Here is a 7,261-nt window from a genome sequence, read left to right on the forward strand (position 1 = left end):
TTCAGTCCCCTCAGGGTCTCCTTGAAAAGGGACCCTGAGGCCGCATGCTAAGTATGCACCATGCAATATTTGACATGCATGGTGCCTCAGGGTCCTCCTTTGGAGAGACCCTGAGGGGACGAAAAAAAACCTTTTTGTCATGCTGAACGCAGTGAAGCATCTATTATCCGCTATGCTTCTTCGCCCTGTACAGTCTGCGAATAGATCCTTCATTGCGTTCAGGATGACAAATCTTTAAAACGAGAATTCCAGTTTCAGTCCCCTCAGGGTCTCCTTGAAAAGGGACCCTGAGGCCGCGTGCTAAGTACGCACCATGCAATATTTGACATGCATGGTGCCTCAGGGTCCTCCTTTGGAGAGATCCTGAGGGGACGAAACGGTTTAACAGCCGGCTTTATGGTTTTGATTTTTATGRAATATTTGATTAAATTTGGTTTATGAGCGTATTGGTAAACACAAAAAACGAGCAGGAAGAGAAAGTGCTATTGGCTTTTTTGGATAGCCTGCGTTATAACTACCAGGCTGATGTTGACAAAAGTGCGGATGAGCTTAACAGCGCATTTATTGACCAGTACAATACCGAGATTGAACAGGCTGATGCTGCAATTGAAGCAGGGAATTTTGTTACCCACGAAGATGTGGAGCAGCTTTTTAAAAACCGGAGAAAAGCGCTTTAATGCAAATTAAATGGAATAAGTTGGCTGTAAAACAGCTGATAGATGCTATTGAGTACCTGGAAGATAACAACCAATTTGCCTACGCTGAAAAAATTGAACAGCGGATATTATTAAAGATTAAATCGTTACCGCGAAAATCAGAGATCTATCAGCCCGATAGACTCAAGAAAAACAACGACGGAAGTTTTCACGCATTTGAAGTTGACAGTTACCGGATTTCGTACCGGGTATTACCAAAAGAAATACGGATATTGAGAATCAGGCATTCGAGCCGAAGGCCTTTTACCCGGTAACGGTTAATTGTAAAATATTAAAATCGGAGACCTGTACAGTTCGCGATTGCCGCGCTGCGCTCGCAATGACATGTTTATAAATTGCTGATTATCAGTGCTATTTTTTAATATAATCTATGTCATTGCGAGGCACGAAGCAATCGCACGCTATACAGAGCGGACTTGCATAGTTCGCGATTGCCGCGCTGCGCTCGCAATGACATGTTTGTAAATCGTAAATGCTTTCCTTCAAAAACGGCCGGTCACCCTGAGCCTGTCGAAGGGTCGCGCGGAGAGGCCTTTGCCCGCTATGGTTCGACAGGCTCACCATGACAGCCCTAAATTTTATTTCGCCACCACTGCCTGCTGTATCTTCAACGTTTTGCCTTCGCGTAATAGTTCCTGGGTGATGGCGCGGGTGTAGGTTTTTATTTCTTCCTGGAAAGTGGCTACCGAGGCGCCGGTGCGAATCTCTTCCAGTCGTTTTTCCCAGGTGCCGGTGAGCTCGGCCTGGGCTATCTGCTGGTTTTTTACTACGTGGTATACCGATAAGCCGGTTTCGGTGGGTACCAGGTTCTTTTTTTCGCGCAATATGTAATTGCGTTTCAGCAGGGTTTCAATGATGGATGCACGGGTGGCGGGGGTGCCCAGGCCGCTTTCTTTCATGGCGTAGCGCAGCTCTTCGTCGTCAATTTCTTTACCGGCGGTTTCCAGCGCTTTGAGCAGGCTGGCTTCGTTGTACAGGGGCTTGGGCTTGGTTTGTTTCTCAAGCAGAGCCTTATCGGTAACGGGCAGGTTTTCGCCTTGCTGTACTTTGGGGAGGGTGGGGTTTTCTTCTTCCTTTTTTTCCTCGTCGGTATCGTTAAACACGGCGCGCCAGCCCGCGGTTTGTATCACCGTTCCGCTGGCCATAAAGTTGGCGCCCGATTGTACAGTTATTTTGGTGATCTCTTTGATACAGTCCTGGTGAAAGGCTTCCAGCATGCGGCCGGCTACCATATCGTACACGGCCTGTTTATCGGGCGTTAACTGGTAGGGTGTTTCGCCGGTGGGCAGTACGGCATGGTGATCGGTTACTTTTTTGGCGTTCACGCTGCGCTTATTTAACTTGGCGGTTGATAACAGGGTGGCCTGTTTGCCAAAGTCGGGATGATCTTTCAGCTTATCAATTAAACCGGGTACCCCGGCAAATACATCGTCGCCTATATACCTGCTGCCGGTACGCGGGTAGGTTACCAGCTTGCTCTCGTACAGGTTTTGCAGTATGGTAAGGGTTTGGTCGGCAGTGAAGCCTTTGCGTTTATTGGCCTCCTGCTGCAGGCTGCTCAGGTCGTGCAGCAAGGGCGGCGGTTCTTTACGGGGTTTGGCCTCTACACTGAGTATATGGCCGCCATTGGGGAAGCCGCCGTTTACATCCTGCACCTGGTCGACAACGGCCTGTGCTTCTTCTTTGGTTTTATAGCTTTCGGTAGAAATTGCTTTAAATACCTGTCCGTCTTTATCGGGCTGGATGCTTACCTGGTAGTATATTTGGGGCACAAAGTTTTTATTTTCGAGATAGCGCGAGCAGATCATGGCCAGGGTAGGGGTTTGCACCCGCCCCAGCGACAGCACGGCCCTGTTGCCCGACGACAGGCTGAGCGCCTGGGTAGCGTTCATGCCCACCAACCAATCCGACTGTGAACGGCAGTGCGCCGAATTGAACAGGGTATCGTAATCGCTCCCCGGCTTTAAATTGCGGAAACCTTCCTTAATAGCCTCATCTGTTTGCGACGAGATCCATAATCGTTTAAAGGGTTTTTTGCATTTGAGGTAATAGTATATATACCGGAAGATGAGTTCGCCCTCGCGCCCGGCATCGGTAGCTACGATGATCTCGGTAGCTTCGTCGAACAGGCCTTTGATGATATCCAGCTGTTTTTTAACGGATGGATCATCAACCATGCCTTCCTTTGTTTTTACCTTGCGGATGGAGAGCTTAAATTTGGGCGGCAGCATGGGCAGGTTTTGAACGTTCCAGCCGTAATAGCCATACTCCTGCGGGGCGGCTAACTGCAGCAGGTGCCCAAATGCCCAGGTAAATGTGTAGCCTTTGCCTTCCATATAGCCATCCTTTTTGGTGGTAGCGCCAAATACTTTGGCAATTTCGCGCGCAACGGATGGTTTTTCGGCTATGATGACTTTCATAAAGTTTTGTTATTAAGTAAAATAGCCTTCAGCAGCAGCATTTATTTACAGGTGGTGAATGTATATAAATAGTGAGGGGTGTGCAATGGGTGTTGAAAAATGGGAGTGGTGAGTGGTGAGTGGGTGAGTGGTGAATGGTGAGTGGATGAGGAAGGCACCGCTCCCCACCGTCATTGCGAGGTACGAAGCAATCCCCGACTGTACAGAGCAGCTATTTGGGTGCTAACTTTACTTTGTGGTAATGGATAACATCGGCCCGCTCAGTTGCCGCGGGAGGGCTGTTACTTTTGTCGCCACAAAAGTAACCAAGACCGAGCATCGCGAGATAATGAGCACCAATAAAAACAAATAATAAGCGAATAAAGGCTGTCAGCAGAAATGCTTCTTGCCGCACGGGCCTTTGCCCTGCAAAACGGGCAGAACCACGGGTGGCGAATTTTGCTCCGCCCGCTCTTGCCTCGTACGCAAAATTAGCTAATTCCCTATGCCCACGCGCAGCCCCGCATCGTTCTGCCCGTTTTCGCCCGAAGCTGTTCTGCTGACACTTTGGGGAAAATGAAAGCTTTTGGTAACTAAGATGTTACATCATCATTGCTTCGTGCCCCGTTTTTAGGTTACAGTTCCTTAATATTTTATTAACAATTGCAGCGTCATTTGATAACGGTCATTTGTTTTTTGGATTACAATTCCAAACTTTGCTACCCCCTCCCTAATCTTCAAAGAAATGTAAACATGAAAGCCATTGTAGTACCTACCGATTTTTCTGATCAGGCTGATAATGCAGCCCGTTACGCCGTATGCCTGGCGAAGGATTTGAAACGGGATGTTAGTTTATACCATGCCCTGTTTGTGCCGATGGAGGTACCCATTGCCGATGCGGGTTTATGGCCTTTGGAGGATTTTTCTTCTTTAAAAGAAGTTGCAATAAAACAACTGCGGCACCTGGCCGGGTGGCTGGAACGTACTATTAATGATAAGGAGGAAGGCGCTACCGATACATTTAAACCGGCTATTGACTATCATAGCGTGATAGGACCGGTAACGGATGTTATCATGAACGTTATGGCTGATTCAAAATCGAGTTTAGTGGTTATGGGGATGTCGGGATCAAATGGGCTGAGTCGTTTTTTTATGGGGAGCAGGAGTAAGGACCTGGTTGATCACGCTAATTTCCCGGTGTTGCTTGTGCCGGGTTGTGCTGTTTTTAAAGGGATAAAAAAGCTCATTTTTGCTACAGACCTTAACACCGGCGATATCTCGGTAATCCGCATGCTTGCCGGTATGGCCAAAAGATGTAAGGCGGAGATAAGGATTTATCATATAACCGGCGAAAACTATGATAAAAAGGGGAGACTTGGCAAGGTTGAGGCCTTTAATCAAAAATTAACCGAAACGGTGCATTATCCCCATATATCGTACCATCACCTGAGGGGTATGAACGTTGATGATGGCCTCGACTGGCTTTGCGAGCATGGGCAAATTGATTTGCTGGCTATGGTTCACCGGCCGCATACTTTGCTGTTCAGGCTTTTAAGCAACAGCCATACGCACCAGCTGGCCGGGCATATTAAAATACCCTTATTGGTTTTTCCGCCCGAGTATAACGTTACAATATGAAAACCTCACGTCTTCACTAATTCATCATTACCGAAGGGATGAGCATTACGGGTAACTGTTGTTGTTTTAACAGCTCGTCGGTATTGGTGCTTTTAAAAATACGGTTTAAAAGGCTATACCTGTCGTGCACCAGCGCAAGCATATCGGTTTTGGTATCCTTACAAAGGCGGTTAAGGCGGTTAATCAATTCTTTGCCCACTATGCTTCGATAAGAAATGTCCGGATATCCAAACCGGGCTACCTGGGTAATAAAGTTACTTTTCTTTTGGTGGTTGTGGTCGTAGTTATGTTCCCAGAGTGATACATATACAATTTCGAGTTCAAAATGAAAAATCCGGCCCAACTGAACCAGGTAATGCACCGCATCCAGGTCGCTGTCGTTAAAATCGCAGGCAAGGGTTACTTTTTTAAATTGCCCCAAACCGGTACCTTCCGGGATGATGATAACAGGCCGGTTAGCCCGATTGAGTACAACGCTGGTATCACCGCCAATCAACAAATGCTCCATGGTGCTGCCTTTGCGGGCGCCCATTAAAATAAGTTCGATATCCTTTTTTCCCGCAAAAAAATCCACCCGGTATTTAAGACTCCCTTCCTCGTGCCGGCAATCAATACCGGGGTGATGCTGGTCGGCCGGCAGCGTTGCAATAAGCTCCTCTAAATCTTCTTTCAGGAAAGTTAATTTTTTATGGCTTTCATTTTCCCATAACATCTCTTCGATGGCACATGGCGGGTCTCCAAATCCGGCCAGCACAGGGCGGCTGATGAAAGTGTTCAGCAAAATAATGTTTGAATATAGCTGAGCGCAAAGCGAAACGGCAATTGTTGCAGCATGATTGGCGTTATCGGTAAAATTGGTGAGCACCAGGATTTTTTTCACGATAATTTTTATTAAAAGTAATAAATATTAATTTAAATGACAAGTATTATAAACTATAACGCAAATATGATTAAATAGTAAAGCTGAGCAGGTGATGCCCATCATACTCAAAAATGATCTGCAACACATTTTAAGCGTACAAAAAGAGGAGAAAGAAAGATGTTACCAGGAATGGATTTTAGAAGGGGGACTACATGCGGATTTGCTGATTATTTAACACGGTTGCGCTCATCGTTTACAATAGAGCGGATCTCTTCGGCGGTTAGGGGCTCTTTAAACACTTTTACCTTATCCATGTAACCATGGTAGATCCTTTCGGAGGGGAATYCTTCATTTCTGCCCAGTGTCCATTTACTACCGTTGGAGAGGATGGCATCACTTTCTGTTACCGTTTTTCCGGCCAGCTCGCCGTCAATGTATAAATAAAGCGTTTTTCCGGTGCATATGCCTGCTATATGGTGCCAGTTATCATTCCAGTTTTTGGGGAGGTTTACTGTACAATCTCCGCGTCCCCAGCCGCCGGCAAAAAAAGTAAGGGTGGTATGGGCGGTTACCTGCAAAACATGGCTGTCTCCTTTGGTTATCATATCAACCAGTCCGGGTTCGTTTCCCGTTGGGTATACCCAGCCCATCATGGTGATGGTGTTATCCATATTATCCAGGCTTGCCGAGTTGGGTATTTCAACAAATGTATTCTCGTCAAATCCTAATTTCCCGGTTTTGTTACCGGAGTTAGTACGCACGATATGACCATCATTGTGGTATCCCGAATTATCCCTGGTTAAATTATCCGGCACATAACTTACCGGCGAAATATCAAGCAACAGGGACTCTTTATTATCTGCGTATACTTTATAGCCTGCCTCTGCATCATCAACCTTAATATGTTGAAAGCCTTTCACTTTACATGGTACAATATGCGTGATGTTTTTTTTGTCGCCAGGTGTAAGGGTTACGGTATCTATAAAAAGCAGGGAATCATTCTTCATTACGGGGAGTTGGAAGGTCCGTTTTAAACCGTCGATATTTTGAATAATATAGGTAAGCTGTTGGGACTCATTTAGCTTAACCATAGGCTTTGCCGCCAGGCCTGTTATTTTAAACGGATGGGCAAATGGTGTTTTTGGCGCGTTTACAATAACCGTAACCGGGGCCATACCTTCCAGTTTAAGTTCTGTTTTTCCTTCGGGATAAAGGCGGCATATCAGGGAGTCGTTTTTAACACCCTCGGAAACCACCATACAGTATTTATATTCATACTGCTTTCCATTCACTAACAGCCTCACGGTTTTCACCCCGATGCTTCCCTTATTGGCAATGGAAAAATGTATGGTAAAGGGCTCATTAGGTTCCACGCTGTTTTTTGAAACCGAGTAATTCAGGATCTTAAAATCCGGGCTTTGCCTGGTTTCTGATAATTCAACAGGATTTTTGTTAACCGGCCAGTTGCTTTCGGTACTACCCATATTAAACGTCATTGATCCGCCGTTCAGCAATAAGGAATGCGGTATTGTTAACTGCTGCCAGGAGCTTCCGTTAACACTTAATCCTTGTACATAATTATTGCTTGATGCAGTATTGTTACTGTTGATAGTAAAATTTTTACCATTTGAAAGATGCAGCGTTAC

7 protein-coding genes are annotated in these 7,261 nt (G+C 46.1%); 4 read left to right on the forward strand and 3 right to left on the reverse strand.

Annotation, left to right across the window (positions count from 1 at the left end):
- Positions 1-437 precede the first annotated feature (437 nt).
- Positions 438-677 (forward strand): hypothetical protein, encoded by a 240-nt coding sequence (locus AC1DPZ_RS18595; RefSeq protein ID WP_477406145.1) that lies wholly within the window; start codon positions 438-440, stop codon positions 675-677.
- Positions 677-970, forward strand: a complete 294-nt coding sequence (locus tag AC1DPZ_RS18600) for a type II toxin-antitoxin system RelE/ParE family toxin (RefSeq protein ID WP_477406147.1) — start codon at positions 677-679, stop codon at positions 968-970. The genes AC1DPZ_RS18595 and AC1DPZ_RS18600 overlap by 1 nt, the downstream gene beginning before the upstream one ends.
- Positions 971-1,294: 324 nt before the next feature.
- Here the strand turns inward: AC1DPZ_RS18600 and AC1DPZ_RS18605 are convergent, their stop codons facing one another.
- Complete coding sequence (locus AC1DPZ_RS18605) at positions 1,295-3,136, reverse strand: DNA topoisomerase 3 (protein WP_477406149.1); 1,842 nt, start codon at positions 3,134-3,136, stop codon at positions 1,295-1,297.
- Positions 3,137-3,868: 732 nt separating this feature from the next.
- On the opposite strand from AC1DPZ_RS18605, the gene AC1DPZ_RS18610 reads away from it, so the two are divergent.
- Positions 3,869-4,753 (forward strand): universal stress protein, encoded by an 885-nt coding sequence (locus AC1DPZ_RS18610; protein WP_477406151.1) that lies wholly within the window; start codon positions 3,869-3,871, stop codon positions 4,751-4,753.
- A gap of 16 nt (positions 4,754-4,769) precedes the next feature.
- Here the strand turns inward: AC1DPZ_RS18610 and AC1DPZ_RS18615 are convergent, their stop codons facing one another.
- A complete protein-coding gene (locus AC1DPZ_RS18615) occupies positions 4,770-5,633 on the reverse strand; it encodes a universal stress protein (protein ID WP_477406153.1) in 864 nt (287 codons plus the stop codon).
- Positions 5,634-5,727: 94 nt separating this feature from the next.
- Between AC1DPZ_RS18615 and AC1DPZ_RS18620 the strand changes: the two genes are divergently transcribed.
- Positions 5,728-5,850 (forward strand): hypothetical protein, encoded by a 123-nt coding sequence (locus AC1DPZ_RS18620; protein WP_477406155.1) that lies wholly within the window; start codon positions 5,728-5,730, stop codon positions 5,848-5,850.
- On the opposite strand, the gene AC1DPZ_RS18625 is transcribed toward AC1DPZ_RS18620, so the two are convergent.
- On the reverse strand, positions 5,843-7,261 hold a 1,419-nt coding region (locus tag AC1DPZ_RS18625; RefSeq protein WP_477406157.1), incomplete at its 5' end, for a LamG domain-containing protein. The two genes, AC1DPZ_RS18620 and AC1DPZ_RS18625, sit on opposite strands and share 8 nt — an antisense overlap.

It is taken from the genome of Mucilaginibacter sp. P4_G9 (assembly GCF_056400985.1).